Source organism: Pseudomonas sp. S3_G06, from assembly GCF_054667565.1.
In genome coordinates, this window is sequence record NZ_CP162738.1 from 861,634 (window position 1) to 886,447 (window position 24,814).

22 protein-coding genes, 4 tRNA genes and 1 pseudogene are annotated in these 24,814 nt (G+C 60.7%); 19 read left to right on the plus strand and 8 right to left on the minus strand.

The window, feature by feature from the left end; genetic code table 11:
- Positions 1–137: 137 nt before the first annotated feature.
- From AB4N47_RS03900 to AB4N47_RS03940, 9 genes are all read left to right on the plus strand, one after another.
- The gene (locus AB4N47_RS03900; RefSeq protein WP_024013958.1) at positions 138–1,163 is read left to right on the plus strand and encodes an NAD(P)H-dependent glycerol-3-phosphate dehydrogenase; all 1,026 of its coding nucleotides are present in this window, start codon (positions 138–140) and stop codon (positions 1,161–1,163) included.
- 30 nt (positions 1,164–1,193) lie between these two features.
- Positions 1,194–1,541 (plus strand): DUF4389 domain-containing protein, encoded by a 348-nt coding sequence (locus tag AB4N47_RS03905; RefSeq protein ID WP_016773653.1) that lies wholly within the window; start codon positions 1,194–1,196, stop codon positions 1,539–1,541.
- Positions 1,538–1,990, plus strand: coding sequence for a phosphohistidine phosphatase SixA (sixA, locus tag AB4N47_RS03910; protein ID WP_341639012.1), 453 nt, complete (start codon positions 1,538–1,540; stop codon positions 1,988–1,990). The genes AB4N47_RS03905 and sixA overlap by 4 nt, the downstream gene beginning before the upstream one ends.
- A gap of 167 nt (positions 1,991–2,157) precedes the next feature.
- On the plus strand, positions 2,158–3,813 hold the full coding sequence (locus AB4N47_RS03915; RefSeq protein WP_341639013.1) for an AMP-binding protein: 1,656 nt from the start codon (positions 2,158–2,160) through the stop codon (positions 3,811–3,813).
- A gap of 31 nt (positions 3,814–3,844) precedes the next feature.
- On the plus strand, positions 3,845–4,288 hold the full coding sequence (locus AB4N47_RS03920; protein ID WP_016773655.1) for a hotdog fold thioesterase: 444 nt from the start codon (positions 3,845–3,847) through the stop codon (positions 4,286–4,288).
- Between the two features lie 152 nt (positions 4,289–4,440).
- Positions 4,441–5,247 (plus strand): alpha/beta fold hydrolase, encoded by an 807-nt coding sequence (locus AB4N47_RS03925; RefSeq protein ID WP_122700221.1) that lies wholly within the window; start codon positions 4,441–4,443, stop codon positions 5,245–5,247.
- The gene (locus AB4N47_RS03930; RefSeq protein ID WP_122880427.1) at positions 5,244–6,098 is read left to right on the plus strand and encodes an alpha/beta hydrolase; all 855 of its coding nucleotides are present in this window, start codon (positions 5,244–5,246) and stop codon (positions 6,096–6,098) included. Before AB4N47_RS03925 ends, AB4N47_RS03930 begins: the two co-directional genes overlap by 4 nt.
- Before the next feature lie 115 nt (positions 6,099–6,213).
- Positions 6,214–7,020, plus strand: a complete 807-nt coding sequence (locus AB4N47_RS03935) for a DUF4892 domain-containing protein (protein ID WP_341639017.1) — start codon at positions 6,214–6,216, stop codon at positions 7,018–7,020.
- A 69-nt stretch (positions 7,021–7,089) separates the two neighbouring features.
- Positions 7,090–8,130 (plus strand): AI-2E family transporter, encoded by a 1,041-nt coding sequence (locus tag AB4N47_RS03940; protein ID WP_071173244.1) that lies wholly within the window; start codon positions 7,090–7,092, stop codon positions 8,128–8,130.
- A gap of 657 nt (positions 8,131–8,787) precedes the next feature.
- Here AB4N47_RS03940 and AB4N47_RS03945 read toward each other — a convergent pair.
- Both AB4N47_RS03945 and AB4N47_RS03950 read right to left on the minus strand, forming a co-directional pair.
- Positions 8,788–9,837 (minus strand): sensor histidine kinase, encoded by a 1,050-nt coding sequence (locus tag AB4N47_RS03945; RefSeq protein ID WP_341639297.1) that lies wholly within the window; start codon positions 9,835–9,837, stop codon positions 8,788–8,790.
- Positions 9,837–10,586, minus strand: a complete 750-nt coding sequence (locus AB4N47_RS03950; RefSeq protein ID WP_110601738.1) for a response regulator — start codon at positions 10,584–10,586, stop codon at positions 9,837–9,839. The genes AB4N47_RS03945 and AB4N47_RS03950 overlap by 1 nt, the downstream gene beginning before the upstream one ends.
- 262 nt (positions 10,587–10,848) lie before the next feature.
- On the opposite strand from AB4N47_RS03950, the gene pyrF reads away from it, so the two are divergent.
- The gene (pyrF, locus tag AB4N47_RS03955) at positions 10,849–11,547 is read left to right on the plus strand and encodes an orotidine-5'-phosphate decarboxylase (RefSeq protein ID WP_122880424.1); all 699 of its coding nucleotides are present in this window, start codon (positions 10,849–10,851) and stop codon (positions 11,545–11,547) included.
- Positions 11,548–11,672: 125 nt separating this feature from the next.
- Here pyrF and AB4N47_RS03960 read toward each other — a convergent pair whose 3' ends face one another.
- Positions 11,673–12,677: an NADP-dependent oxidoreductase gene (locus AB4N47_RS03960; protein ID WP_341639298.1), complete on the minus strand. Its 1,005-nt coding sequence runs from the start codon at positions 12,675–12,677 to the stop codon at positions 11,673–11,675.
- A 237-nt stretch (positions 12,678–12,914) separates the two neighbouring features.
- Here AB4N47_RS03960 and AB4N47_RS03965 point away from each other — a divergent pair, with 237 nt between their 5' ends.
- From AB4N47_RS03965 to AB4N47_RS03980, 4 genes and pseudogenes are all read left to right on the plus strand, one after another.
- Positions 12,915–13,676, plus strand: a complete 762-nt coding sequence (locus AB4N47_RS03965) for an SDR family oxidoreductase (RefSeq protein WP_016773663.1) — start codon at positions 12,915–12,917, stop codon at positions 13,674–13,676.
- Positions 13,677–13,866: 190 nt separating this feature from the next.
- Positions 13,867–15,267 carry an aminotransferase-like domain-containing protein gene (locus tag AB4N47_RS03970; protein WP_341639299.1) on the plus strand — a complete coding sequence of 467 codons (1,401 nt, stop codon included), beginning with the start codon at positions 13,867–13,869 and terminating at the stop codon, positions 15,265–15,267.
- Between the two features lie 990 nt (positions 15,268–16,257).
- Positions 16,258–16,482: pseudogene (locus AB4N47_RS03975) on the plus strand (HAMP domain-containing protein); the annotation flags it as partial.
- Entirely contained in the window at positions 16,480–17,343 is an 864-nt protein-coding gene (locus AB4N47_RS03980; RefSeq protein ID WP_371699606.1) for a methyl-accepting chemotaxis protein, read from the plus strand. The pseudogene AB4N47_RS03975 and the gene AB4N47_RS03980, both read left to right, overlap by 3 nt.
- 243 nt (positions 17,344–17,586) lie before the next feature.
- Here the strand turns inward: AB4N47_RS03980 and AB4N47_RS03985 are convergent, their stop codons facing one another.
- Positions 17,587–18,345, minus strand: a complete 759-nt coding sequence (locus AB4N47_RS03985) for a hypothetical protein (protein WP_039764159.1) — start codon at positions 18,343–18,345, stop codon at positions 17,587–17,589.
- Positions 18,346–18,727: 382 nt separating this feature from the next.
- Here AB4N47_RS03985 and AB4N47_RS03990 point away from each other — a divergent pair.
- The 4 genes from AB4N47_RS03990 (at position 18,728) to AB4N47_RS04005 (ending at position 19,140) form a co-directional block, all read left to right on the plus strand.
- Positions 18,728–18,803: transfer RNA gene (locus AB4N47_RS03990), tRNA-Glu, on the plus strand.
- A 2-nt stretch (positions 18,804–18,805) separates the two neighbouring features.
- Positions 18,806–18,881 (plus strand) — tRNA-Gly (locus tag AB4N47_RS03995).
- 104 nt (positions 18,882–18,985) lie between these two features.
- A tRNA-Glu gene (locus tag AB4N47_RS04000) sits at positions 18,986–19,061 on the plus strand.
- 3 nt (positions 19,062–19,064) lie between these two features.
- Positions 19,065–19,140 (plus strand) — tRNA-Gly (locus AB4N47_RS04005).
- Between the two features lie 136 nt (positions 19,141–19,276).
- Here the strand turns inward: AB4N47_RS04005 and AB4N47_RS04010 are convergent.
- The 4 genes from AB4N47_RS04010 to AB4N47_RS04025 all read right to left on the minus strand — a co-directional run bounded on the left by AB4N47_RS04010 (position 19,277) and on the right by AB4N47_RS04025 (position 23,331).
- A complete protein-coding gene (locus tag AB4N47_RS04010) occupies positions 19,277–21,016 on the minus strand; it encodes a dipeptidase (protein WP_341639300.1) in 1,740 nt (579 codons plus the stop codon).
- A 187-nt stretch (positions 21,017–21,203) separates the two neighbouring features.
- The gene (locus AB4N47_RS04015) at positions 21,204–21,842 is read right to left on the minus strand and encodes a LysE family translocator (RefSeq protein ID WP_016773667.1); all 639 of its coding nucleotides are present in this window, start codon (positions 21,840–21,842) and stop codon (positions 21,204–21,206) included.
- Position 21,843: 1 nt separating this feature from the next.
- A complete protein-coding gene (locus AB4N47_RS04020; RefSeq protein ID WP_122700212.1) occupies positions 21,844–22,614 on the minus strand; it encodes a 2OG-Fe(II) oxygenase in 771 nt (256 codons plus the stop codon).
- 90 nt (positions 22,615–22,704) lie between these two features.
- Positions 22,705–23,331 carry an alanyl-tRNA editing protein gene (locus AB4N47_RS04025; protein ID WP_073472234.1) on the minus strand — a complete coding sequence of 209 codons (627 nt, stop codon included), beginning with the start codon at positions 23,329–23,331 and terminating at the stop codon, positions 22,705–22,707.
- An 89-nt stretch (positions 23,332–23,420) separates the two neighbouring features.
- Here AB4N47_RS04025 and AB4N47_RS04030 point away from each other — a divergent pair, with 89 nt between their 5' ends.
- Complete coding sequence (locus AB4N47_RS04030) at positions 23,421–24,419, plus strand: LysR family transcriptional regulator (RefSeq protein ID WP_024013940.1); 999 nt, start codon at positions 23,421–23,423, stop codon at positions 24,417–24,419.
- Positions 24,420–24,814 lie beyond the last annotated feature (395 nt).

Genomic DNA, 24,814 nt, shown 5'->3' on the forward strand with positions numbered 1-24,814 from the left:
GTGACGTTGCAGGCATTTTCCTAGGTTTTATTGGTCTTCTTCCTACAAATGTCGGTAATTGTTGCTGGGGCTGGCCGCGACGGGGTCGCGCCGTATAATGCCCGGCATCGCCACTGGTATGGATTAACGGATTGCATATGACTGAACAGCGCCCGATTGCGGTCCTGGGAGGCGGAAGTTTTGGTACCGCCGTGGCCAATCTGCTGGCCGAGAACGGCCATCAAGTCCTTCAGTGGATGCGTGACCCCGAGCAGGCCGAGGCCATCCGGGTCAACCGCGAAAACCCGCGTTACCTCAAAGGCATCAAGATTCTGCCGGGGGTGACTGCTGTCACCGACCTGCAAGCCACTCTCGATGCCTGCGATCTGTGCTTTGTCGCGCTGCCATCCAGCGCCTTGCGCACGGTACTCGCCGCCCACGCCGAGCGTTTGAGCGGCAAGATGCTGGTCAGCCTGACCAAAGGCATCGAAGCGCAGACCTTCAAACTGATGAGCCAGATTCTCGAAGAGATCGCCCCGCAGGCGCGCATCGGCGTTTTGTCCGGTCCGAACCTGGCACGGGAAATCGCCGAGCACGCGCTGACCGCCACGGTGGTCGCCAGTGAAGACGAAGAACTGTGCAAAGCGGTGCAAGCCGCCCTGCACGGGCGCACCTTCCGCGTCTACGCCAGCGCCGACCGTTTCGGTGTCGAGCTGGGCGGGGCGTTGAAAAACGTTTACGCGATCATCGCCGGCATGGCGGTGGCATTGGAAATGGGCGAGAACACCAAGAGCATGCTGATCACTCGCGCCTTGGCCGAGATGACCCGCTTCGCCGTGAATCAGGGCGCCAACCCGATGACCTTCCTTGGTCTGGCCGGGGTTGGCGATCTGATCGTCACCTGTTCATCGCCCAAAAGCCGCAACTACCAGGTCGGCTTCGCCCTCGGTCAGGGCTTGAGCCTCGACGAAGCGGTGTCGCGTCTTGGCGAGGTCGCCGAAGGGGTCAACACCCTCAAAGTGCTCAAGGCCAAGTCCCAGGAAGTCGGCGTGTACATGCCGCTGGTCGCCGGGCTGCACGCGATCCTGTTCGAGGGACGCACGCTGGAGCAGGTGATCGGTCTACTGATGCGTGCCGAGCCGAAAACCGACGTCGACTTTATTTCCACCAGCGGTTTCAACTGATTCAGCTGTTACACGGACAGGAAGCAAGCCATGAACGATCCGAAAAGCGAAACCCAGTACGAATCCATCCTCCTGCGGGTGTTGTGGATGATCGTTTATCTGCTGGTCTGGCAAGTCGCGCAATTCATCCTCGGCGCGGTGGTATTGGTGCAACTGATCTACCGCCTGATTTACGGCGCACCGAGCGCCAGCCTGATGAATTTCGGCGACAGCCTCAGCCAGTTCCTCGCGCAGATTGGCCGCTTCGGCACGTTCCACAGTGACCAGAAGCCCTGGCCGTTCGCCGACTGGCCAGCGCCGCGCACCCCGGAAGGGGAAGCGCCGCACACCGTCGCCCCGGCCGCGCACCCGGTGCGCGATGAGGAGCCCAAACTATGAAACTGTGGGTATTGCGTCATGGTGAGGCGGTGCCTCACGGCTCGAAAATCGATTCCGAGCGCGAGCTGACCGAGCATGGTCGTAACGAAGTCCTGCGCAGCGCCGCGCATCTGATCGGGCAGCCGCTGACGGCGATTTACGCCAGCCCTTATCTGCGCGCGCAGCAAACCGCGCAGATCGTGCGCGAGGCACTGGGGTTCGAGCCGGAGATCCGTACGGTCGAGTGGCTGACGCCGGAGAGCGATCCGGACAAGGTCGCCGAGCAATTGGTCGCGGTGAGCAATGTGCTGCTGGTCAGCCACAACCCGTTGGTGGGCAATCTGCTCAGCTATCTGCAGCATGGTGCCGGGCATCCGCCGGAGCGGGTGAGTACGGCGGGGCTGGCGGAGCTTGAGCACAGCGAGCTGCTGATTGGCTCGATGAAGCTCAATAGCCTCAAGCACCCTTAAAAGCAAAGATCGCAGCCTTCGGCAGCTCCTACAGAGGAATGCATTCCAATGTAGGAGCTGCCGAAGGCTGCGATCTTTTGATCTTGTTTCTTTTGGTAAAAAATTCAACCAAGCACTTGCTTGGTTGACTACGCTTGCTCCAGACCAAAAAAACAGGAGCGAGTCGCATGTCTGCCGCCTTCCGTTTGCCGCTGGACGTGTTCTACGAACGGGAAGCCCGGCATCCGCGCCAGCGCTTTCTCGTGCAGCCCATCGGTGGCGGTCAGGTCGAGACGCTGACATGGGCCGATGTCGGCCATCAGGCCCGCTGCGCCGCGCACTGGTTGCGCGCACGGGAGCTGCCGCCCGGCAGCCACATTGCGCTGATCTCGAAAAACTGCGCGCACTGGATCATCGCCGATCTGGCGATCTGGATGGCCGGACATGTGTCGGTGCCGCTGTACCCCAATCTCACCGCTGAATCCGTTGCGCAAGTGCTGACTCACTCGGAAAGTGCGCTGGCGTTCATCGGTAAGCTCGATGACTGGGCAGGCATGGCGCAAGGCGTGCCGACGGGTTTGCCGACCATCAGCCTGCCGCTGCATCCGCCCGGCGAGTTCGATTACAGCTGGGCGGACCTGCAGAGCTGTTCGCCAATCCAGGACGATCCACGCCCCGCCGCCGGACAATTGGCGACGATCATCTACACCTCCGGCACCACCGGCCTGCCCAAAGGCGTGATGCACAGTTTCGCCAATCTCGGTTTCGCCACCAGTCGCGGCACGCAGCTGTTCGGGCTCAACGAGAACGATCGGCTGCTGTCGTATCTACCGCTGTGCCACGTTGCCGAGCGCATGTTTGTCGAATTGGCCTCGATCTATACCGGGCAGACAGTGTTCTTCGCCGAAAGACTCGAGACTTTCATCACCGATCTGCAGCGCGCGCGGCCTACGGCAATGTTCGGCGTGCCGCGTATCTGGACCAAATTCCAGATGGGTGTTTACAGCAAGATCCCGGCGCAGCGCCTGGATTTTCTCCTCGGGCTGCCCTTCATCGGCAAGCGGGTCGGGCACAAAGTGCTCGCCGGGCTCGGCCTGGATGCCTTGCGCGTGGCGTTGTCCGGCGCTGCGCCGGTACCGCAGACCTTGCTCGCCTGGTATCAGAAACTTGGCCTCGATGTGCTGGAGGTGTACGGCATGACCGAGGGCTGCGGTTATTCGCATATCTGCCTGCCGGGGCAGTACAAACAGGGTTGGATTGGTCAGCCGTGCCCGGAAGTCGAGGTGCGCATCGATGAGTTCGGCGAAGTGCAGGTGCGCAGCCAGGCCAACATGCTCGGCTATTTCAAAGAACCGCAGAAAACTGCTGAGACGCTGACTGCCGACGGCTTTCTGCGCACCGGCGACAAGGGCGAGCAGGACAGCGAAGGGCGCCTGCGCCTGACCGGGCGACTCAAGGAAATCTTCAAGACCAGCAAGGGCAAATACGTCGCACCGGCGCCGATCGAAAATCGCCTGGCCGTGCATTCACGCATCGAACAAGTGTGCGTGGTCGGCGATGGCCTGAGTGCACCGCTGGGGTTGTGCGTGCTGTCCACCGTCAATCAGCAAGAGCCTCGTGCCAGTCTGCACGCGAGCCTGGAAAAGCTGCTGGAAGAGGTCAACGCCGCCCTCGACAAGCACGAACGCCTGCACCGACTGGTAGTGGTCAAGGACAGTTGGGCGGTGGATAACGGCTTCCTCACGCCGACCCTGAAAATCAAACGCAACGTCATCGAAGACCGCTACGGCGCACGCTTCGAAGAATGGAGCGCGCGCAGCGAGGCGGTGCTGTGGCAGGATTGAGCATCGATTACAACAACAAAGGAAGTCTGCGATGAGCTTGTGGCGTACTACTCCCGACATCGAACAGTTGAATGCGATCCAGAAGAACACCATTGGCGAAGTGCTGGATATTCGTTTCGAAGCCTTCGACGAACAGTCGCTGACCGCGAGCATGGTCATCGACCATCGCACCCACCAGCCTTACGGTCTGCTGCATGGCGGCGCATCGGTGGTACTGGCGGAAACCGTCGGCTCGATGGCCAGTTATCTGTGCATCGATGCCAGCAAGTTCTATTGCGTCGGCCTGGAGATCAACGCCAACCACTTGCGCGGCTTGCGCAGTGGGCGGGTGACGGCGGTGGCCACGCCGATTCATATCGGGCGCACCACGCATGTCTGGGACATCCGTTTGACCAGCGATGAAGGCAAGGCCAGTTGCGTATCGCGCCTGACCATGGCGGTGGTGCCGCTGGGGGAACAGCCGCCGCTGCGTTGACAGGTTGTAGATCAAAAGATCGCAGCCTTCGGTGTTGTGGTCTTTTGCTTGCGAAGCGTCTCCACCACCATTTCTGGCAGTTATGGTCATTGCTGCGACGCCGGCTCTTGCGGACAATCAACGCCACGATTCCCGCTCATGGATTTGCCCGCATGTCGCAACCGATCTTTTTCGCCCACGCCAACGGCTTCCCTTCGGGGACCTATGGCAAGTTGTTCGCGGCGCTGGCGCCGGAGTATCGGGTCGTGCATCTGGAGCAGCACGCCCATGACCCGCGTTTTCCGGCGGACGACAACTGGTACAACCTGGTCGATGAACTGATCCATCACCTGGAGCAGCAGGAACAGCCGGTATGGGGCGTCGGCCACTCCTTTGGCGGTCTGCTGCACTTGCACGCGGCGTTGCGCTGTCCCGAGCTGTATCGCGGCGTGGTGATGCTCGACTCACCGGTGCTGACCCGCACCGATCAGTGGGTGATTCGCGCGGCCAAGCGCTTTGGTTTCATCGACCGGCTGACCCCGGCCGGACGCACCCTCGGGCGCCGTGAAGAGTTCGCCGATCTCGACAGTGCACGCAGTTACTTTTCCGGCAAAACCCTGTTTCGCGGCTTCGACCCGGAATGCTTCGATGCCTACCTGCAACATGGTTTGCATCAGGTCGACGACAAGCTTCGTCTGCGTTTTGACCCAGCCACGGAAATCAGCATTTATCGCGGCGTGCCGCACACCAGTCCGGGGCGCACCCGCCAGTTGCAGGTGCCGCTGGCCATCGTGCGCGGGCACAAGAGCCGGGTGGTCATGCGCCATCACACACGTTTCGTCTCGCGCCTGCCCCAGGGCGAGGCGCTGAGCATGCCCGGCGGGCACATGTTTCCGCTGGAGCGCCCGCAGGACACGGCTCGGCTGCTCAAGAATCTGTTCATGCGCTGGGAACAGCGGCAGAACAAGGATTGCGCATGAGCCCGACCTGCGAAGAAGTGCGCCTGAACCTGCCGCATATCGAGTTGGCCGCGCATCTGTTCGGCCCCGAGGACGGCCTGCCGGTGATCGCGTTGCACGGCTGGCTCGACAACGCCAACAGCTTCGCGCGGCTGGCGCCGAAGCTCCACGGTTTGCGTATCGTCGCGCTGGACATGGCCGGCCACGGTCATTCCGCGCATCGGCCGAACGGCGCCGGTTATGCCCTGTGGGACTACGCCCATGATGTGCTGCAAGTCGCCGAGCAGCTGGGCTGGAAGCGTTTCGGCCTGCTCGGACATTCAATGGGCGCGATTGTCTCGATGGTGCTGGCCGGTTCGCTGCCTGAACGCATCAGCCATCTGGCGCTCATCGATGGCGTGATTCCTCCGACAGACAAAGGCGAAAACGCCGCAGAGCGCATGGGCATGGCCCTGCAAGCGCAACTTGATCTGCGCGAAAAGCGCAAACCGGTCTATACCACCCTCGAGCGTGCCATCGAGGCGCGGATGAAGGGCCTGGTGGCAGTCAGTCGCGAGGCCGCCGAACTGTTGGCCCAGCGCGGTTTGATGCCGGTCCCCGGCGGTTACACCTGGCGCACCGACAATCGCCTGACCCTGCCATCGCCGCTGCGCCTGACGGAAGAACAGGCAATGGCGTTTGCCTCGCGCGTCAGTTGCCCGGCGCATCTGGTAGTCGCGGCGGATGGCATGCTGGCCAGGCATCCTGAGTTGCTGCAGCGTCTACCCTTCAGTCACGAACAGTTGCCGGGCGGGCATCATCTGCACCTGAATGACGAGGCTGGCGCAGGTCTTGTAGCAGACTGTTTCAATCGCTTCTTCGCCATGCCTTGACTTGCTACCGGCAACTGCCGAGGCTGGGCGGGTTGAAACAGGAGACAAACTTGATGGATTTCTATACCGCTGCGACCCCGACCCGCCCAGCCATGACCGTCCGGTGAGCCTGACTATGCGGCCACTCAGTCTTTTCGCGCTGTGCTGCTTCAGCTCCTTGTCCTTCGCTGCCGATGTGCCGGGCAGCCAGGATCTGCAAATCGTGCCGCGTCTGGCCGACGCACAGATCGTCGACTATCGCCCGGCGGCCGAGCTGGAGCGCATCTACCCGCTGGGCTCGATCCGCAAGATCAGCGGCCAGTTGCGCTTCGACGGCCAGGTCACCGCCCGCGGCCAGACCACCTCGGTAACCTACGAGTTGCCGCCGGAACATTCCGCCACCGAAGCCTTTACTGCCGCCCGCGAAGCCCTGCAACAGCAGGATGCCGAATTGCTGTTCTGGTGCCAGGCCCGCGATTGCGGCGAAAGCAGCCTGTGGGCCAACGAGGTGTTCGGCAACGCCAAGCTGTATGGCTCTGACGAACAACAGGCCTATCTGTTGCTCAGGCTGGCGGCGCCAAAGGACAACACGCTGGTGGCGCTCTACAGCATCACCCGCGGCAATCGCAAAGCCTATCTGCATGTCGAGCAGTTCGAGGCGACTGCGCCGTTGGGCGAGTTGTTGCCGACCTCGGCGACCCTGCTGCGCCAGTTGAAAAGCACCGGCGAGCTGGATTTCCCGAAACTCGCTGATGAGCCGGATGCCACCTGGCTGCGCCTGATTTCCCGTGGCCTGAATCTCGACACGACCTTGCGGGTCACGGTTTCCGGGCCCAAGGCCGAAGCCTGGCGCCAGGCGTTGATCACTCAGGGTGTGCGGGCGACCCGGATGGAAACCGGCAATCTCGAAGGCTCTGGCCTGCGCATCGACCTGTTGCGATAAGCTGTGCCGGGCGAGCACGCACGCGGTGTTCGCCTACTCTTTCGCTGACTGACTTTGCCGGGACTTTCCATGCTCAATAACGATCGCCTGCTGGTGCAGATTCTGCTGCTGGTGTTGTTTGGTGCCAGCCTGTGGGTGATGGCGCCGTTCTGGTCGGCGCTGTTCTGGGGCGCGGTGCTGGCGTTCGCCAGTTGGCCGCTGATGCGTTTGTTGACCCGCGCGCTCAATGGCCGCGAATCGCTGGCCGCGTTGATCCTGACACTGGGCTGGATGTTGCTGGTGGCGGCGCCGCTGGTGTGGCTGGGTTTCAATCTTGCCGATCATGTGCGCGATGCCACGGCATTCATCAAGGATGTGCAGGTCGACGGTTTGCCGGAAGCGCCCACCTGGCTTGGCAGCGTGCCATTGGTTGGTGAGCGACTGGTGGCGATGTGGGACAGCATCGATCAGCAGGGCGCGGCGTTGATGGTCTCGATCAAGCCGTATCTGGGCCAGGTCGGTAACTGGCTGCTGGCGCGCAGTGCGCAGATCGGCGGCGGGATTCTCGAGCTGACGCTGAGCCTGGTGTTCGTGTTCTTTTTCTACCGTGACGGGCCGCGACTGGCGGCGTTTGTGCACAGTCTGTTGCAGCGCTTGATTGGCGATCGTGCCGGTTATTACATCGAATTGGTGGCGGGCACGGTGCAGCGGGTGGTCAACGGCGTGATTGGTACGGCGGCGGCGCAGGCGGTGCTGGCGTTGATCGGCTTTTTGATTGCCGGGGTGCCGGGGGCGCTGGTGCTGGGGATCGTCACGTTTATGCTGAGTCTGATTCCGATGGGGCCACCGCTGGTGTGGGTGCCGGCCACGGCTTGGCTGGTGTGGAAGGGTGAGTACGGGATGGCGATCTTCCTCGGGATCTGGGGGACGTTCATCATCAGTGGCGTGGACAATGTGCTCAAGCCGTATCTGATCAGCCGTGGCGGCAATCTGCCGTTGGTGATTGTGTTGCTCGGGGTGTTTGGCGGGTTGATTGCGTTTGGCTTTATCGGGTTGTTTATTGGGCCTACGTTGTTGGCGGTGGCTTATAGTCTTTTGACGGATTGGAGTAAGAGTCAGGCTCGGGTCTAGGGGGGGCTTGGCGGCCTTTGGGCCGACCATGCTTGGGTTTGTCTGGTGTGAATATCCGAATGTTTCGCTGCGGCGGCTGGCGGTTTCGCCTGACGGCGACTTACTTTTTTACAAGCGCCAAAAAAAGTAAGCAAAAAACGCTAGCTCCTGCGTTCGGCCCTCGCAGGCTCGGGTTCCTTCGCTGCGGGACTGATCCGGGCGCAGCGGCTACGGTTTGCTTCGCTGCACCTCCTTCCGCTGTGTCTGGCTGCGCCAGACGGTCGCTGCGCTCCCACGCCCGGATCAATCCCTCCACTCAGCCTTCCGACGTCGCCGGTGGATCAAGATCAAGAGCACTCGAGCTTGCGCTCATTGTTGAGTGGGGCGGCTTCGCCGCGGGCAGCGGCGCTGCTTTGCTTTGGCTTTTGATTTTGTGGGAGCGAGCCTGCTCGCGAAGGCGGCCTGGCAGCCACCCATATCTCTCTGAAACCACTCGATCCCTGTGGGAGCTGGCTTGCCAGCGATAGCGCCCTCACATCCAACCAATATCTGCCGAATACACTCAGTTTCATTGTGGGAGCGAGCCTGCTCGCGAAGAGGCCGATACATTCAACCAAGGCATTGAATCATCAGACGCTTTCGCGAGCAGGCTCGCTCCCTCTTCAAGTCGGCTGAGCCTCAGCCCCGTGGCAAGCGGACAATGGCGGTCAGCCCGCCACCCGGTGTTTCTTCCAGATCCAACCGCCCACCCAGCCGCTGCGCGGCTTCGCGGGCGATGGTCATGCCCAGTCCCACGCCGCCGGAGTTGCGGTTGCGCGAGCCTTCCAGTCGGTAGAACGGTTCAAACACGGCTTCACGCTGGTCCTCAGCAATCCCCGGCCCGTGATCAATCACCCGAATCAGCAATTCTTCGCGCTGTTCCAGCAGTTCAATCCGTGCCTGTCCGGCGTAACGCAGGGCGTTGTCCAGCAGGTTGTTGATGCACGAGCGCAGCGCCATCGGTTGTACTGGCAAAGGCGTGCAGTGGCCGCTGACCTGTACATCGGCGCCCTGGTCCTGAGCGTTTTCGCACAGCGATTCGACCAGCGCCTGCACGTCCAGCAACTGCAAGGCTTCGCTGGTGCGTTGTTCGTGCAGATAGGTGAGGGTGGCGTCGAGCATGCCGATCATGTCGTCCAGGTCCTGGCGCATCTGGCTTTGCAGTTTGTCGTCGCTGATGTTTTCCAGACGCAGTTTCAGCCGTGACAGTGGCGTGCGCAGGTCGTGGGAGACGGCGCCGAGCATGCGCGCGCGTTGCTGGACCTGTTCGCGGATGCGCCGTTGCATGAGATTGAAGGTGTACGCCGCTTGCCGGGCTTCGCGCGGGCCGGATTCGTCGAGGGGGTCGCTGTCGAGGTCTTCGCTCAGGCGCTCGGCGGCGTCGCTCAGGCGCTGGATCGGCCGGCTGAGCAGCTTTGCGCCGTACCATGCGGCAATCATCAGGGTGATGAACTGGAAGGTCAGCGGCACCACCGGCCCACCGAACCAGGGGCGTGTTTGCCTCGGTGGGTAAGCAGCGGTGTGCATGGGCGGTTGGCCGTCGATGTGCGTTGAGAACTCGGGCGGCGGTGGGGGCGGAGGAGGGCCGTAGAGTCTGAACCAGGCGAAGGCCAGCAGGTGCGCCAGGACAATCGCCACAAACAGCACCCCGAACAGGCGACCGAACAGGGTGTCGAAGCGCGCCTTCATCAACCGATGTCCCGTGCGTCGAACAGGTAACCCTCGCCGCGCACGGTCTTGATCAGTTGCGGGGCTTTCGGGTCGTCGCCGAGTTTCTGTCGCAGGCGCGAGACCAGCAGGTCGATGCTGCGGTCGAAAGCCTCGATCGAGCGACCACGAGCGGCGTCGAGCAGTTGTTCGCGGCTGAGCACGCGGCGCGGGCGTTCGATGAAGACCCAGAGCAGGCGGAATTCGGCGTTGGACAAGGGCACTACCAGGCCATTGTCGGCGACCACTTGGCGCAGGACGCTGTTCAGGCGCCAGTTGTCGAAGCGAATGTTCGCGCGCTGTTCGCTGCGGTCGTCGCGCACGCGGCGCAGGATGGTCTGGATGCGGGCGACCAGTTCGCGTGGTTCGAACGGTTTGGCCATGTAATCGTCGGCGCCCAGTTCGAGGCCGATGATGCGGTCGGTGGGTTCGCAGCGGGCGGTGAGCATCAGGATCGGGATGTCCGATTCGGCGCGCAGCCAGCGGCACAGCGACAGGCCGTCTTCGCCGGGCAGCATCAGGTCGAGGACGATGACGTCGAAATGTTCGCCCTGCAGCGCCTGGCGCATCGCCGCGCCGTCGGTGACGCCGCTGGCGTGAATGTTGAAACGGGCGAGGTAATCGATCATCAGCTCGCGGATCGGCACGTCATCGTCGACGATCAGCGCGCGGATGCTCCAGCGCTTGTCGTCTTTGCTTTCATCCGTCACGGTTGTCGGGGTGCTGTGCATGGGGCTGTTCACTACCAGGGGTGGTTTCAGCATAGGCGTCCGGCCGAGAGGCGGGAAGTGCTGTTGTAAGGGCGTATTGCGCAGGGCGAGGCTAACCCGGGTGCGTGTTGCCGGCGTGTCGGCTGTGTATCGAAGTCGACACAATAGCCGTGCGGGCTAAGCTGATAACCGCCAGCGCGACGATTTACCGATCATCGGGTGCCGCGCCGCCGCCGGTTCCGCTACAATGCGCGCCGTTTTCGACCAGCCTGAGAGCCCATCCATGTCCGCCTGCCAGACTCCTATCATCGTCGCCCTGGATTTCCCCACCCGTGACGCCGCACTGAAGCTGGCCGACCAGTTGGACCCGAAACTTTGCCGGGTCAAAGTGGGCAAGGAACTGTTCACCAGCTGCGCGGCGGAAATCGTCGGCACCCTGCGTGACAAGGGTTTTGAAGTGTTTCTGGACCTGAAATTCCACGACATCCCCAACACCACCGCGATGGCTGTGAAAGCCGCTGCCGAGATGGGCGTGTGGATGGTCAACGTGCACTGCTCCGGTGGCCTGCGCATGATGGCTGCCTGCCGTGAAGAGCTGGACAAGCGCAGTGGTCCGCAACCGTTGCTGATCGGCGTGACCGTACTGACCAGTATGGAGCGCGAGGATCTGGCCGGTATTGGTCTGGATATCGAGCCGCAGGAACAAGTGCTGCGTCTGGCGGCGCTGGCCGAGAAGGCCGGGATGGACGGTCTGGTGTGTTCGGCGCTGGAAGCGTCGGCGCTGAAAACCGCGCACCCGTCGCTGCAACTGGTGACCCCGGGGATTCGCCCGGCGGGCAGCGCGCAGGACGACCAACGGCGCATTCTGACCCCGCGTCAGGCGCTGGATGCCGGTTCCGATTACTTGGTAATCGGCCGTCCGATCAGCCAGGCAGCAGATCCGGCGCAGGCGTTGGCCGCAGTCGTAGCCGAAATTTCCTAAAGCTTATTGAAGATCCGACTGTGGGAGCGAGCCTGCTCGCGAAGAGGGAGTGTCAGTCGGCATCATTATCGACTGATCCACCGCTTCGCGAGCAGGCTCGCGCCCACATTGGTTTCAGGCGGGCCTTAAACCTTCAACACCAACTTGCCAAAGTTCTCGCCGTTGAACAGTTTCATCAGCGTCTCCGGGAACGTCTCCAGTCCCTCAACCACATCTTCCTTGCTCTTGAGCTGCCCGTTGGCCATCCAGCCGGCCATCTCCTGGGCGGCGCTGGCGAACTGCCCGGCGTAGTCCATCACCACAAAACCTTCCATCCGCGCGCGATTGACCAGCAGTGACAGGTAATTGGCCGGGCCTTTGACCGCTTCTTTATTGTTGTACTGGCTGATCGCGCCGCAGATCACCACGCGCGCCTTCATGTTCAAGCGGCTCAGCACCGCGTCGAGAATGTCGCCACCGACGTTATCGAAGTACACGTCCACGCCTTTCTGGCATTCGCGCTTCAGACCGGCCACGACGTCTTCGGCCTTGTAATCGATGGCGCCGTCAAAACCCAATTCGTCGATGAGGAATTTGCACTTGTCGGCCCCGCCGGCGATGCCGACGACGCGGCAGCCTTTGATTTTGGCGATCTGCCCGGCCACGCTGCCCACCGCACCGGCCGCGCCGGACAGCACCACGGTGTCACCGGCTTTCGGGGCGCCGACGTCGAGCAGGGCGAAGTAGGCGGTCATGCCGGTCATGCCCAGTGCAGACAGATAGCGTGGCAATGGCGCGAGTTTCGGGTCGACCTTGTAGAAGCCGCGCGGCTCGCCGAGGAAATAATCCTGCACACCGAGGGCGCCATTGACGTAATCGCCGACGGCGAAGCCAGGATTGTTCGAAGCGATGACTTTTCCCACGCCCAGTGCGCGCATGACCTCACCGAGACCGACCGGCGGGATGTAGGACTTGCCTTCGTTCATCCAGCCGCGCATGGCCGGGTCGAGGGACAGGTATTCGTTTTTCACCAGAATCTGTCCCGCCTGTGGCTCGCCGACCGGTACTTCCTGATAAGTGAAAGTCTCGCGGGTCGCGGCGCCCACCGGGCGTTTGGCGAGCAGGAACTGGCGATTGGTCTGGTTGGTCATGACAGGCACTCGAATGGAATGAAGCCTTGTTGATAGCTCTTCAACGGCGATGTCGCAAGGTTGGCTGATACGGCGAATGCGAGTCGATCCAGTGCAGTGATGGTGACGGGGCGGGTTTCATCACTGCGGCGCATGCGCCGGTAAACAGCGATTGCATAGTGCTGACGTGCTTTCGCTGCCCTTGGCTATGCTGCGACGCCAACATCTCTCAGTTTTTTTGCATTCGAGGACATACCCATGAGCATGACGTTTTCCGGTCAGGTGGTTGTAATCACGGGAGCCGCCTACGGCATCGGTCGCGCGACAGCCCTGGCGTTTGCCGCCGAAGGCCTGAAAGTGGTGGTGGCTGACCTCGACGCGGCTGGAGGCGAAGGCACGGTTGCGCTGATTCGTACCGCCGGTGGCGAAGCGTCCTTCGTGCGCTGCGACGTGACGGTGGAAAGCGATGTAAAAAATCTGATGGATGAGGTGATCAATACCTACGGTCGTCTCGACTATGCCTTCAACAACGCCGGGATCGAAATCGAGAAGGGCAAACTGGCCGACGGTACGCTGGACGAGTTCGACGCGATCATGGGTGTCAACGTCAAAGGCGTCTGGCTGTGCATGAAGTATCAGTTGCCGTTGCTGTTGGCGCAGGGAGGTGGCGCGATCGTCAACACGGCGTCGGTAGCCGGGCTGGGCGCAGCGCCGAAAATGAGCATCTACGCGGCATCGAAACATGCGGTGATCGGCCTGACCAAGTCGGCGGCGATCGAATACGCGAAAAAGAAAATCCGCGTCAACGCAGTGTGCCCGGCAGTGATCGATACGGACATGTTCCGCCGTGCCTACGAAGCCGACCCGAAGAAGGGCGAATTCGCCAACGCCATGCACCCGGTCGGGCGCATTGGCAAGGTCGAGGAAATCGCCAGCGCGGTGCTGTATCTGTGCAGCGATGGCGCAGCGTTCACCACTGGGCATTCGCTGGCGGTGGATGGCGGCGTGACAGCGTTCTGAAAGTTGCCGTAATTTTAAGAACCCGCCTGCGTGCGGGTTTTTTGTACCTCGCGGTTGGTCCGTGTGAATACCGCTAAACAATGTGTATCAAACCGTTAGAACTGCCGCATTTGGCGGTGTTGTCGCACAGCCTCGGCGGCGCGGCTGTGATTTACTGCTGCCAGCAAAACTGACAGGAGTTTGCGAGCTCATGGAACTGAGAATTGATCGACAGGCAATGGTGCCGGTCGTGCAGCAGATCGTCGACGGAATGACTGACTGGATTGTGCAAAGCGGTATCCCGCCGGCCACCCGGTTGCCCTCCGTACGGCAAATCGCCCGGGGTAATCTGCTCAGCCAGTCGTGTGTCGTCGAAGCCTGCGAGCGCCTGGTTTCGCAGGGCGTATTGAGCACGCGTCAGGGCGCGGGATTCATCGTCGCGGCCTCGCCGCCGTTGCGCGAAACGGACTCGGAACTGGCAGTGTTCGAGGGCCGCCATGCGTGGTGTGATGAGGTGAGCGCTTCGACGGGCCGCTTGATCTTGGGGCAAGGAGGCTTGCCGCCGAGCTGGCGTGAGCCCGACGACCTCAGCTACGCATTACGCGAGGTGGCGCGCACCGACATGGCCAGCCTGTTCAACTACAGCTCGCCGCTGGGCCTGCCAGCGTTGCGCGAGCAAATTGCCAAGCGCCTGAAACTGCTGCATATCGACGCCTGCAGTGCTCGGCTCATGAGTACCAGCGGTGCCAGTCATGCGCTGGATCTGATCGTGCGCACCCTGTTCAAGGCCGGCGACTGCGTGGTGGTGGAAACGCCTGGTTATGCACCGTTGTTTGACCTGCTGCGCCTGCACGGCGTACAGATGCTCGAAGTGCGTCGGACACCGAGCGGGCCGGACATCGACATGCTCGAGTCAGTGCTGCGTCAGTTTCGTCCCACTGCCTTGTTCATCGGCAGCCATCACCACAATCCCACCGGCAGCTGCCTGACGCCTGCGGTCGCCCAGCGTATCGTGCAGTTGAGCCAGACCTACGACCTGCGCGTGATCGAAGATGACGTCTACGCAGATCTGCACACCGGCAGCGGTACGCGGTTGGCGGCGCTGGACCATGGCGGCCGGGTCATTTATGTCGGCAGCTTCTCCAAGACACTGAGCAGTTCGTTGCGGGTCGGCTTTGTTCTGGGCGACAGCGAACTGCTGAAGCGCCTGGCCGAGGTCAAGATGATCAGCAGCCTGGGTTGCTCGAGGCTGGCCGAGGCGGTGCTGGCCAGGCTGATGGCGACCGGTGCGTATCGCAAACTGGTGCAGCGCCAGCGCCAGCGCTTGAATGCCGATCGCGCGGCGGCCTTGCAGGCCCTGGAAGATGCCGAGTGGGAAGTGTTCGGCAAGCCGGTTGGCGGCCTGTTCATCTGGGCGCGCGCACGGTCGAGCGATCAGGCGTCGGTACGCAGGCAGGCCCAGCGTTGCGGGCTGGAGTTATCGGCAGCGGATGCTTTCAGTCTAAGCGGTGAGTGCGGTGACTGGCAGCGCATCAATGTCGCCTGCGCCTGCGACCCGCGCGCCCGGCAGTTTTTTCGCAATACTTGCGCGGATCGACCTCCAGCATTCTGAAAACGACGCGGGCGTAGCTTTTTGCCATTATTCCGACGCCAGAGTCTTGTGCTGGTTCGAGCCCGTTGCGAATCTTCGGCAACAGACTTTGGCAGGGGACTACGCGCAATGATTTCGGCCGTGCAAGGACGTTTTGCCAACCTCGGTATGGCGAAAAAACTGGGTATCGGATTTGTGCTGGTCTTGCTGCTGACTGCATTGGTCGCGGCGATCGGTGTCTGGTCTCTGCAAACCATCAGCCTGCGTTTCGACGGCTTGAAGCAGATGTCCGCGCTCAACAGCGGCCTGCTCAAGGTGCGCCTGCTCGAGCAGGAATACGCCCTGCGCGGCAATCCGAAAACCGCCGATGCCTTGCGCGAAGGCGTCGATGGGCTGATCGCTCTTGCCGGCGAGCTCAAGGCACATTCCCCGGCCAATGTGCCGGTGATGAGCGATGTCGAGCAAGCCCTGGGCGCGTATCGCAAGGCCTTCGATGAGTTCGTCTCGCTGAGCCAGGCCAAGGACCTTGCGCTGGAGATGGCCAGTTGGTCGGTGTCCAGCGTGGCCAATAACCTCGACGTGTTGCAGAGCGGGCTGGCCGATGATGGCGCTTATACGTTGAAAGACACCGAGGGCAAGGACGGCGCGCAGTTCATCGAACAGGCCAATCAGGTCAGTCAGGTCTCGCGACTGATGCTGCAGGCGATGAACGAAGCGCGGGTGCGTCTGGATCAGAGCCGCAAGGGCGATGCCGACAATGCCAGCCAGGGCAACATCGAACAGGCCGCGCAAGCACAGGAGCAGGCCGAGGCGCTGAAAACCACGGTCAAGGACGAGGGCTATCTGACGGTGCTCAACGAAGTGTCGGGGCATATCGCCGGATTCAACGAGAAACTGGCTGAGTACACCGGTTTGCTGGCGCAAGAAAAAACGGTTTACGACCAACTGCATCAGCGCGCGGCGCAGGTGGTGGACCGGGTCAATCAGGCCTATGTCGCCGAAGATGCTTCGATGCAGGCAGAGCTGAAAAAGAATACGGTGTTGATCATTGGCTCTTCGGCGCTGGCCTTGTTGGTCGGATTACTCGCCGCGTGGCTGATCACGCGCCTGATCGTTGCGCCGCTGCGCAGTGTCATTCGTGTGGCGCAACAGATTGCTGCGGGTGATCTGACGGCGAAGGTCGAGGTGACGCGCCGCGATGAAATGGGTCAGCTGATGTTGGCGATGCAGCAGATGGCTGCCGGCCTCGGCACGATTGTCAGCGGCTTGCAGGCCGGGATCGAGCGCTTGGCCGGTTCCGCGCAATCGCTGTCGGCGGTGACCGAGCAGACCAATCTGGAGGTCAACAGCCAGAAGGAGGAAACCGAGCAGGTCGCCACCGCCATGAACCAGATGACCGCCACCGTGCATGACGTTGCGCGCAATGCCGAAGAGGCGGCGCTGGCGGCGCAGACGGCGGATGACAAGGTCGAGAGCGGCCAGCAGGTGGTGCGCCAGAGCATGGCGCGGATCGAGCAGTTGGCGGATTCAGCGACCTCGGCCAGTTCCAGCATCGAGAGCCTCAGTGCCGAGATCCAGAATATCGGCACGGTGCTTGAGGTGATCAAGAGCGTGGCCGAGCAGACCAATCTGTTGGCGCTGAACGCGGCGATCGAAGCAGCGCGGGCCGGCGAGCAGGGCAGGGGGTTTGCGGTGGTGGCCGATGAAGTGCGTGCACTGGCGCGGCGCACGCAGCAATCGACCGAGGAGATCGAGCGCTTGGTCAGCGCCTTGCGAGCGGCGGCGCAGTCGTCGGTGCAGCAGATTCGCAGCAGTGGCGAGCTGGTGAAGCTGGCGGTCAGTGATGCGTTGCAGACCGAGAGTGCGCTGGGGAGTATTGCGGCGGCGGTGTCGTTGATTCAGCAGATGAATCAGCAGATCGCGGCGGCGGCGGAGGAGCAGAGTTCAGTGGCGGAGGAGATCAATCGCAGTGTTACGCAGATTCGTGCGAGCGCGGATCACTCTTCCGTGGCCATGCGTGGGAATGCGGCTTCGAGTGTTGAGCTGGCGCAGTTGGGCGGGGAGTTGCGCTCGATGGTTGGGCATTTTCGGCTTTGAGTCTTGGCGGCCTTTGGGCTGACCAGGCTCTTGGGGTTTGGGTGAATATCCGCTTTTGCTTTTCTGTGGGAGCTGGCTTGCCAGCGAAGGCGGCCTGACAGCCGACCGATTTTTAGCTGAGAACACTGCTTCCCAATGTGGGAGCGAGCCTGCTCGCGAAAGCGGTCTTCAAGTCACATCCTCTTTCAAGTCGGCCACAAAAAAGCCACCTGTAACGGTGGCTTCTTTACCAGTATTCGCGCTTCAGTCGTAAATCACTTTCTTCTTCCAGTCCGCATCGGCTTCGACATCCTTCAAGCCGGCGGTCAGTTGGTTTTCTTCACCTTCCACCGGGGCAATCTTGTCCATGACCTGGGCGTTGGCTCGGGCGAGGAGTTTTTCCAGGTATTGCAGTTGCTCGGCATACATCTGCGGGTCCTGCTGTTTGCGCAGGTATTGCACGCCGCGTTCGAAGGCGAGGCGGGCCTGGCCGGGTTGGTTTTGTTGCAGTGACTGTTGGCCGAGGTTGTTGAAGAACTCGATGTGCAGCAGCACGAGGATGTGGCGCACTTCGCGAATCCATTGTTTGGCTTCGTTCGGTGGCAGGAAACCGTCGTGGGCGGCGCGGGTGATCTGGCCGTGCAGGGCTTCGAGGAGGAAGCGCACGTCTTTGGCTTTGGCTTCGGTCAGGATCGGCGCGGGCGGGTTGTTCACCGGGATCGATTCGCCTTGGGCAACGAGGGCGCTGAGTTCGGTGATGCGGGCCTTGGTGGTTGCGCTGGTCTTTTCCAGATTGAGCAGGCGCTGGCAGACGTTGAGTTCCAGGCGGGTCAGCAGCAGTTTCAGCGCCGGGGTCATGAACTGGCCGGGGAAGGTTTCGGTCAGTTCGCCGCAGCGGCGCAGGCGGTCGTTGAGTTCGACTTTGGTGCGGGCCTTCTCCAGTTTGTTGTTTTCCACCACATGGTTCATGTAGCCAATGGCGATCAGAATTGCGATCCCGGCTACGACTAGCAGGGTGATCATGAGTGGTGTCACCGGTAAGACCTCTTCATAGGGTTCGCATGCGAGTGTAGTGGCTGGGCATTTAGGCGCCTAGCGCCGATCGACGGGTTTGATCGGCTGCTGCAATCTGTATCGGCCGCCAGCTGTATAGATGAATGCTGGCGCTTGATGTGCAGATTGCCATCATGTGCGGTGACTATAACGTCTTGGCGAGTGGCGGAATATAGGCGTCAGGTTTCGGACGACGGAAAAGCCCTACGCGGCCCGTAATCCAGGTCGAAGTCATTGATTTAAATAAATTTATATCAGGGGGTTGACGACCCCTCAATCCATCCATAGAATGCGCGCCACTTGCAGCGTAAAGCACACAGCGAAACGCGGCAGGGAGTGAATGTTGTAGTGTGTCCCCTTCGTCTAGTGGCCTAGGACACCGCCCTTTCACGGCGGTAACAGGGGTTCGAGTCCCCTAGGGGACGCCAATGCGGGAATAGCTCAGTTGGTAGAGCACGACCTTGCCAAGGTCGGGGTCGCGAGTTCGAGTCTCGTTTCCCGCTCCAATTTTAAACAGCAGTGCTTTCGGGCGGTGCTGAGTGAAACCAGAACCAAATCTTCGGATGCGGATCTGGACACCGAAACACACACCATGTGTTCCGGGTAGCGTGTCCCCTTCGTCTAGTGGCCTAGGACACCGCCCTTTCACGGCGGTAACAGGGGTTCGAGTCCCCTAGGGGACGCCATTTGCGGGAATAGCTCAGTTGGTAGAGCACGACCTTGCCAAGGTCGGGGTCGCGAGTTCGAGTCTCGTTTCCCGCTCCAATTTCACAAAAACGCCGATCAGTAATGATCGGCGTTTTTGTTTGTGCGCGTTTTGTGGCGGCAATAAAAAAGGACCTTTTCACAGGTCCTTTTTTAATTTGAGCCCGGTCATCAATGATCGGGCTCAGGCAGGGCTTTACAGCTTCGGCAACTGCCCGACACGCCCCATCATTTCCGTGACGATCTGCAGATCCAGCAGGAACTGCTCGACGGTCTTGAATTCGCCATCGGTGTGGCCGGTGTACTTGGCCTCAGGTCGCGCCAGGCCGAATTGCACGCCGTTCGGCAATTCGTGAACCGACGTCGCACCAGCGGAAGTACCGAATTCCGATTTCATACCGAGGTTTTCGCTGGCTACGGCAAGCAGCGCCTTGACCCACTCACCCTCGGGGTTGCGATACATCGGCTCGGCCACGGAATAGTCGAACGCTACAGCGACATGAGTCTTCTTGCTCCAGGCGTCCAGTTTCTCAGCGATCTCAGCCTTGAGCTTTTCCGGAGACTTGCCCTTCGGTACGCGCAGATTCACCGCCAGCTTGAATGTTTTGTCATCCTCACCGACGTAGGTCGGCGAGGTGGTCAGTGGCCCCATGAACGAGTCAGAGAAACCGACGCCAAGTTTTTTGCCCAGATAATCCAGGCCCCAGTTGTCATCGGCATAACGCGCGGCATCGGTGAACTGGTTGTGCTTGAGCGCGACTTTGCCGTCCAGGCTGTTGATGAAACTCAGCATCCGCGCGACCGGGTTGACGCCGGACTCTGGTTCGGAGGAGTGCGCAGAAACCCCCGTCACGGTCAGTTTGACGTCTTTACCATCAACCTTTGCCGCGACTTCGAAATCGCCGCCGTTGGCCTTGGCATAAGCGTCGCCGGCCTTTTGCAGACTGGCGGCGAGCTCGGCTGGCTTGTCGGTTACAAGTGTGACCACCGAAGCGGACGGAATCTGGTTGGTCGCTTTGCCGCCAGTCATCGAAACGATTTCCGCACCGTTGCCCTCGGCTTTGCGCTTGGCGAAGTTGGCCATGACGGTGCCGTAGCCTTTCTCGGCAATCACCACCGGATAACCGCCGTCCAGCGCCATGTTGTAGGTTGGCGTGGGATTGCGTTCGAAGTAATAAGGAATGGCGTCGCCACTGGTTTCTTCGGTGGTGTCGACCAGCAGCTTGAAGTTACGCGCCAGGGGCAGCTTCTCGTCCTTGATCACTTTCATGGCGTACAGCGCGACGACGATAGCGTTCTTGTCATCCTCGGTGCCGCGACCGTACATGCGATCGCCAATCAGCGTGACTTTGAACGGGTCGAGTTTGGTGCCGTCCTTCAGCACCCAGTTTTCCGGCGTTACCGGCACCACATCGGCGTGGGCATGAATGCCAACGACTTCGTCGCCTTTGCCGTCCAGAGAAATTTCGTAGACACGGTTATCGACATTGCGGAACTTCAAACCGAAGGATTCGGCGAGTTTCTGGATCTCGCCGGCAATCTTGATGAATTCCGGGTTGTCGTGTTGCTCCACGCCGTCCTTGCGGAAGGTCGGGATCTCGACGAGTTGGCGCAGGGTTTCCAGTGCAGCCTTGCCATATTTCACGCGGGTATAAATGCCCAGCAGACGGTGAATTTCATTCTGCTGTTCGGCGTTCAGGGTCTTGTTGTCGAGGAAGGCGCGGATGGACGGGTTGAGATTATCCGTCTTGGCCAGGTCGCTTTTCGCCAGGCTGCCGAGGAAGCTGCGGAAGTCCGTCAGGTTCTTGCCGTCGAAGGATTTCAGGATCGCTGCGCTTTGCTCGGCAGTGATGTTGGCTTGTGCGGCGCTGGTAAACGCTGTGAGGCTGGCCATGACGAGCGTGGCAGCGGCCAGTTTTTTCAGGGAAAAGACCATGTAACAGGCATTCCTTTGCTAGAGATTGGGAAAAAATGTCTGACGCTTGCGGCAGAAACATTTTGCAACCTACCACCATGAGCAGGTGAAGAGGGAGTCACAAACTTGATCTGTCGCACAGAAATGCAAAAGAGGCGCACAAATGAAAAAGTCCCGGCAGCTGATGCAGGGACTTTTTTTGTGCGAGTTACATCGACAGCATCAGGCGTCCGGCAAACAGAATGAGGATGACGCCCATGCTGCGCTCGAACCAGTGTCCAAGGCGCATGAACAGCAGGCGCACTTTGTTGCTGGAGAAAAACAGCGCGACGATCACGAACCACAGCGCGTTGACGAAGCACATCCACAAGCCATAGAACGCCTGGATCTGCAGCGGTGTGCTGGCGCTGATGATCGTGGTGAAGATGGCCAGGAAAAACAGCGTGGCCTTGGGGTTGGTCGCGTTGGTCAGAAAACCGGTGCTGAATGCCTTGAACAGTGACTGTTCAACCAGCGGCTCATCGGCGGTTTTTTCGCCTTCGACGCTGCTCTTCGGTTTGCTGCGAATCAGGCTGACGCCCAGATAGAGGATGTAAGCCCCACCGACCACTTTGGCCACAGTCAGCAGCCACGGCGTGGTGTGCATCAAGGCGCCGACGCCGAGCAAGGTATATAGCACGTGCACGGAAATCCCCGCGCCGATGCCCAGCGCAGTGCAGATGCCGACGAGGCGACCGAAGCGCACGCTTTGGCGGATGGTCACGGCGAAGTCCGGACCGGGCGCAACCACGGCGAGAAAGTGGATGGTGGCCAATGCGAGAAACTCGCCCAGGTAATTGGAAAGCATGTCAGCTCCAGAAAGTCAGAGGGGAGGCATTGCCGCGATAGCCGACAAAGAACGACAGGCTCAAACGCGGATCGGCCACGCCCGGAGTCACCGAGTGCATGCGCCGCGAATTGAACATGATGAAATCGCCGGGCTGCGGTCGTACTTCGAGGGCGGGCGGCCCCAGCAGCGACGGCTCGATGCCATAACTGTCGCCGCGCATTTCGTCGAATTGATCCGGGGTGATGTGGTCGTTCCACATCTGCAAGGCGCCACCCTCGGTGGGCATATTCAGGTAGACGTTGCAGGCAAATTGCGCCTCGAGGCTGCGCGCCTGAAAACTGTCCGGGGCGTCCTTGGCGAAGATGTCGTGATGAGCAAGAAAGCACACGCCGGGTTTGACCACGCGCGACAAGCCGACATACATCTTGCGCCCGTAGAGATTTTCCAGATGCGCGCCAGCGGGCCAGGATTCGTCGAGCATGCAGCGCAACGTGTCGATCGGCGAAGAGTAGGGCGCGCAGCGCTGGCGCAGTTCGTCGATGTTGCGGGTGGCGCGTTCGAAGTAATCCTCGATCAGCAGCGGCTGGTTTTCCGCCTCGTAAAAGGCCATGCCGATGCGGCCGATACTCGGCGCGTTGATGTAGCCTTCAAAGCCTGGGGCGAGGATCTTGTCACCGATCTCAATCGCCAGCGGCTCGGGCAGAAAGCGTTTGACGCGGATGGCGAGGACTTCTTCGTTGGCCAGTTTTTTTATGCACGTCTCATCGAGACGCTCGACGTCTAGCATCATTTGTTTTAGGTCCATCTATCGATAGTCAACGGAACCGGCGAGTGCGGTTCCCCGGCGTCGGACGCTGCGCGACGGCAACGTCCGAAATGCTCAATCCACGCTGTAGTGGACGGACAGCGTGCCTTTCTTCTGTGAAAGGGACGCGATCGTGACTGTGCCCAGATCCTTCAGGCTGCGTACGTGGGTGCCACCGCAGCCATAGGCTGGCAGCTCACCGAAACTGATTTCCCGCGCGCCCTCGCGCAGTGAAGTCAGACGCGGCAGATCGTGTTCGATCCACTGCTCGATACCGGTTTGCACGGTTGGCGCATCGACTTCTTCCGCGCCATCGCCCGGTTTGAATTGCACCCGGCCTTCGTCCGGCCAGTGGTGCGCTTTGATCGGCATCCAGCCCATGGCCTGAATGAAATGACCGATCAGGTGCCCGGCCGAATGCATGCGCGTGTTGAAGCGGCGGCGTTCTTCATCAATGCGGATGACGGTCATGCCCAGCGGCAGCGGGCGGTCGACGAAATGCACAATGCACTCCGCTTCCTGCACCACGCGCGACACCCGGCTTTCACCGATCCAGCCGGTGTCGCAAGGCTGACCGCCGCCCTGGGGGTGAAACAGAGTAGCGCGCAGCACTACGGCGAATTCGTTCTCGTGGGGTGTGCAGTCGAGGACTTCGACATTCGCCTTGAGGTCGTCACTGTGAAAAAACAGGCGAAGCGTCATATTCCATGCCCTGATCGAAGTTCTGTTTTTATTATATGAATCGTGCAATAACGTGATAATCCATTCGAACATCAAAGGACTTGTGCGTCGTGAGCATCAATCTTCCGCTGCCGCTGCTGGGTGAAATGGCGATTTTCGTCAAGGTTGTCGAGACCGGCAGCTTCTCTGAAGCGGCGCGGCAGATGGGTTCCTCACCCTCGGCGGTCAGTCGCAGTATTTCCCGCTTGGAAAAGGCGTTGGCCACGCGCCTGCTGCAACGCACCACGCGCAAACTGCGCTTGAGCGATGGCGGCGAAGAGGTGTTCAAGCGTTGCCAGGAAATGGTCAGCGCGGCCAGATCGGTGATGGAAATCAGCGGCCAGTTCACCCACGAAGCCGAAGGTCTGGTGCGGGTCAGCGTGCCGAAAGCGGTGGGGCGCTTTGTGATTCATCCGCACATGCCGGAGTTTCTGCGCCGCTATCCCAAGGTTGATGTGGAGTTGCTGCTGGAAGATCGTCAGGTCGATCTGATCGATGATCATGTCGATCTGGCGATTCGCATCACTGATCGTCCGCCGGCGGGTCTGGTCGGGCGGCAGTTGCTGACCATCGATCATTTGCTTTGCGCCACGCCGCAATACCTGGCCGAACATGGCACGCCGACGCATCCTCACGATTTGCTCAACCACAGTTGTATTTATCTGGGCGAAACGCCGAGCGATGCGCGCTGGAAGTTCAAGAAGGGCAGTAAAGCTGTCACGGTCGGGGTGCGTGGGCGTTATGCCGCCAATCACACGGGTGTGCGCTTGGGGGCGGTGTTGCAGCACATCGGGATTGGCAGTCTGCCGTATTTCACGGCGCGTTATGCGCTGGAACAGAAGTTGATTGTGCAGGTGTTGCCGGACTGGACGTTTCTTGCTTCCTATCATGGCGGGTTGTGGTTGCTGCATTCGCCGACGCGTTATCTGCCGCCGAAGTTGCGGGTGTTTATTGATTATCTGGTGGAGTGTTTGCAGAAGGAGCCGACGTTGGGTAGGCCCGGGAAATCTGCCGGTGGGAGCAATGCGGCTGTGGCGTATGAGCTGCCGGAGAGTGAGGGGTTGCTTTGAGGTTTTTTTGGTGGGACTTGGCGGCCTTGGGGCCGACCAGGTTCTTGGGGTTTTGGGTGAATATCCGTTTCTGCGGGTGTTGCGGCTGGCGGTTTCGCCCTTACGGCGAGTCACTTTTTCAGACGCCAAAAAGTAACCAAAACGCTAGCTCCTGCGTTCGGCCCTCGCAGGCTCGGGTTCCTTCGCTGCGGGATCGATCCGGGCGCAGCGGCTACGGTTTGCTTCGCTGCACCTCCTTCCGCTGTGTACGACTGCGTCGTACGGTCGCTGCGCTCCCACGCCCGGATCAATCCCTACGCTCAGCCTTCCGACGTCGCTTATGGATCAAGATCAAGAGCGGTACTCGAGCTTGCGCTCATTGTTTTGAGTGGTGAAAAGCGTGTGGTCTGCTTTGG